This window comes from uncultured Planktosalinus sp., from assembly GCF_963973675.1.
In the GTDB taxonomy this organism is placed as follows: Bacteria; Bacteroidota; Bacteroidia; order Flavobacteriales; family Flavobacteriaceae; genus Planktosalinus.
Map to the genome: position 1 here is coordinate 1 of NZ_CAXBAN010000281.1, position 3,515 is coordinate 3,515.

5 protein-coding genes are annotated in these 3,515 nt (G+C 31.6%); 3 read left to right on the forward strand and 2 right to left on the reverse strand.

Annotated elements, in window-relative coordinates; translation table 11 throughout:
* The coding region (locus AACY61_RS10530; RefSeq protein WP_339611539.1) for an SPFH domain-containing protein at positions 1–406 on the forward strand (406 nt) is incomplete at its 5' end.
* A gap of 33 nt (positions 407–439) precedes the next feature.
* Here AACY61_RS10530 and AACY61_RS10535 read toward each other — a convergent pair.
* Positions 440–958 carry a hypothetical protein gene (locus AACY61_RS10535; protein ID WP_339611541.1) on the reverse strand — a complete coding sequence of 173 codons (519 nt, stop codon included), beginning with the start codon at positions 956–958 and terminating at the stop codon, positions 440–442.
* Position 959: 1 nt separating this feature from the next.
* Positions 960–1,919, reverse strand: coding sequence for an OmpA family protein (locus tag AACY61_RS10540; protein ID WP_339611542.1), 960 nt, complete (start codon positions 1,917–1,919; stop codon positions 960–962).
* Between the two features lie 192 nt (positions 1,920–2,111).
* On the opposite strand from AACY61_RS10540, the gene corA reads away from it, so the two are divergent.
* Together corA and AACY61_RS10550 are read left to right on the forward strand one after the other, a co-directional pair.
* On the forward strand, positions 2,112–3,176 hold the full coding sequence (gene corA / locus AACY61_RS10545; RefSeq protein WP_339611543.1) for a magnesium/cobalt transporter CorA: 1,065 nt from the start codon (positions 2,112–2,114) through the stop codon (positions 3,174–3,176).
* A 9-nt stretch (positions 3,177–3,185) separates the two neighbouring features.
* A partial coding sequence (locus tag AACY61_RS10550; RefSeq protein WP_339611544.1) for a DUF2461 domain-containing protein occupies positions 3,186–3,515 on the forward strand: 330 nt, incomplete at its 3' end.

A 3,515-nucleotide genomic window follows, 5' to 3' on the forward strand; every position in this document is an offset into this window, starting at 1 on the left:
TGAACAATTGTACTCAAGTAAGAGAGACGCTATACAAACAGAAATTTTTGCCGAAACAAACCGACTTCTTGAAGGTCAATTTGTTCAACTTAATGAAGTTTTAGTAAGAGATGTGAAATTGCCTCCCACTATTAAAGCAGCTATTGAGCGTAAATTAAGTCAAGAGCAAGAAGCGTTAGAATATGAGTTTAGACTTCAAAAGGCAGAACAAGAAGCAGAAAGACAACGTATTGACGCAGAAGGGAAAGCAGCTGCTAATGAAATATTAGACGCTTCTTTAACAGATAAAATATTAAAAGAAAAAGGTATTCAAGCAACAATTGAACTTTCTAAATCACCAAACAGCAAGGTGATTGTAATCGGAAGTGGTCAGGAAGGAATGCCAATTATCTTAGGTAATAACTAAAATTATCTTACTTATAAAAACAAAAAAGCTGCATTATAATGCGGCTTTTTTTGTTGCCAATTGTTTAGCCTGACCTATCCAGTCATCACGTTCAATTCTTCCTGGAAAATACTCAATTAATTGAGTGACCGTGGCAATATCATCTTTTGTAAAACCACTTAATTGAGTAAATGAAAAAATTCCTAACTGATTGAGTTTATTTTCAATAAAAGGGCTAATTCCTTCAATCTTTGTGAGATCATCTTTGTCCATTTCATCAGCATAACCAATACTTTCAAAATTTAGTACAGGTTTTAATGAGCTTTTTTTTGAAATAGTTGCTTTTGACGTTGAGTTTTTATGATTCTGAATAATCTTGATGATATCGGGCTTTATTTCGCTAAAGATAGTTTCAATATCATTTACATTGACAGGCTCTTTAAACTGACGCTTATTTTTATAGTCTTTTTTTCTTTTTCCAAAAAAATACCCTATCAAAAAAGCACCAAACATCAAGATAAAGATTTCTATCAAAAATTTTGTTTCAGGGATATTTTCGAGTGTAATTTCCATTTTATTCAATTACAAATTCAATTCTCAAATTGTTTTTTCTACCAGCCACTGTGTTATTGTCATCTATTGGGTTTTCTTCACCTTTTGAAAGTACAGTAAGCCGTTTAGGGTCTACACCTTCTCTGTTGATTAAGTACCACCCTGCTTGTTGTGCATATTTTAAACCCATTTGAAAATTGTCCGCTTTACTTCCTATATTATCTGTATGGCCGATTATTTTCACACTGTAAGATTCATTTTCAGTTAAGATAGTCTTTAATTCTTTTGCAAACTCCTTCAATTCTTTGTTTACAATAATTTTTGAAAAGGTAAATCTTGGGTAGACAATAAAATTTCTCACTTTATTTTTTTCAATTTCCATTAAGTCTTTTTCAGATAACTTAAAGGTTTCTATGCTGATACCACCCGCTGAAAAACCATCATTTGAATATTTAATTTCTTTAATATTACTTTTAAGATTAATTCGTTGTTTGTCAATTCCTAATTTTGCCAGTTCATTTTTGATATATTGACTTCTTTGAATACCAATATTTGGTGTCATGAATTTTTCATTGGCACTGTAATCACTTGAAATAATAATCCCTGTTTCTTTGTTGTCAAACAGATATTTAACTAATGGTTCAAAATAGGTAAGAGATAGCTTTTGAAAAAAAACCGAATCCAAATTTTTCTTAATTGAAAGGGAGTCCAATTCGATTATAAGCTCATTGCTTGGATCAACAATTGAAAGTTTAGCTTGGTTTGGTTCAACGAGGCTTGATAGACTTTCCAGTGATTCATTAACAGGGCTTTTATAAATAGTTGTATCCTTTTTTTCTGCAAAATTATCAGGATTAACCTGAGAAGAAAAAGGTTTGCTGATAAACTCAATTGCACTAATTGAGAGATCAGTTGTAAAGTATAAAAAAGCAACTGAACACCACAAAAGGAAAAATAAAAAAGCGATCAGAAAGTTACGCATAAATACCCCCATTTATAAATTTCAAATCTACTAAAAAGAACAACAGCTATTTGGCATTGCAAAAATCTTTATTAACCAAGTTTTCACAATTAACATTTTCTGTAAAAACAGCTTTCAATAAATTCCTTGACTTGTACTTGATTAGTATCACTAAAATACCTTAATTTTAAAAAAGTTAAAATGTGATACTAAATGGGAAGAAAACGACATAAAAAAAAGGCTAAACAGGGTTTGGCCCCGGGAAGTTTGATTTTCACGGGAGTCCAAAAAATGGAAGAAGTTGAATATACTGTCATGGAATATGACGAGCACCAAGTCATTGAACATAACCCCAAATCAATAGTTGAAATAAATAGTTTAATTGATACTTCATCAAAAACGTTGTGGATTAATATAGATGGAATTCACGACGAATCTGTAATTGAAACCCTCGGTAGTAAGCTTAATGTGCACAAACTATCCTTAGAGGATATTTTGAGTGTGGGTCAACGTCCTAAAATTGATGAATTTGAAGACTATCTTCACATAATTGTAAAAATGGTCATGCTTGATCAGCAAGATGAAATTGAAGATGAACAACTAAGCTTTATATTACATAAAAACATTTTAATTTCCTTTCAAGAAAAATCGGGTGATGTATTTCATGGTGTTAGAAAAAGAATAATTGAAGGAAAGGGGTTTATCAGAAAAAGAGGTTCTGATTATTTACTTTATGCTTTAATTGATTCAGTGGTTGATCATTACTTTTTAATTTTGGAAGCAGTAGGTGAAAAAATTGAAACACTTGAGACAGAGTTATTACTCAACCCGGAAGAATCCGTGCTGGCTAAATTGCATCATTTAAGGCGTGAAACCTTAGAGTTGAGACGTTCTGTTTATCCCTTGAGAGAAGTTATAAGTAGGTTTGAGAAGATAGACGAATCCTTTTTAAACCCTGACGTAAGAGTGTTTATACGAGACCTATATGATCACACAATTCAGGTTATTGAAACTATTGAGGTACTTAGAGAGTCGGCTTCAGGATTACTTGATTTATATATGAATAGTGTCTCAAACAAGATGAATGAAATTATGAAAGTTCTTACCATAATGGCTTCAATATTTATTCCTCTGACTTTCATTGCCGGGGTTTATGGAATGAATTTCGACAATATGCCAGAATTGCATTACAAATATGGCTATCACATAATTTGGGCTGTTATGGTTCTTGTTTTTCTGGGGTTACTTATCTATTTTAAACGCAAAAAATGGTTATAAACTAAATCTATGCAAATATCACCTACACTTTTCACATTTTTAGAGGAATTAAAGCAAAACAACTCTCGAAATTGGTTTGATAAAAACAAAGCAATGTTTCAAAAAGAAGAGAATGATTTAAAATTATTTTTCAATGAAATAACAACCAAACTCAATAGTTTAGATGAAATTGAAAAAACAAAAATATTCAGAATTTACAGAGATGTGAGGTTCAGTAAAAATAAACTCCCCTATAAAACCAATCGAAGTGCCAATTGGATCAGGAGTGGCGCACACCGTCGCGGAAGTTATTATTTACAACTCGAGCCCAACAATTCATTTGTGGCTTGTGGGTTTTTT

What these genes read in the sequence shown, in the direction of transcription:
- AACY61_RS10535 (WP_339611541.1), bottom strand. Translation starts at nt 958, where the DNA reads ATGGAAATTACACTCGAAAATATCCCTGAAACAAAATTTTTGATAGAA.
- AACY61_RS10540 (WP_339611542.1), bottom strand. Translation starts at nt 1,919, where the DNA reads ATGCGTAACTTTCTGATCGCTTTTTTATTTTTCCTTTTGTGGTGTTCA.
- corA (WP_339611543.1), top strand. Translation starts at nt 2,112, where the DNA reads ATGGGAAGAAAACGACATAAAAAAAAGGCTAAACAGGGTTTGGCCCCG.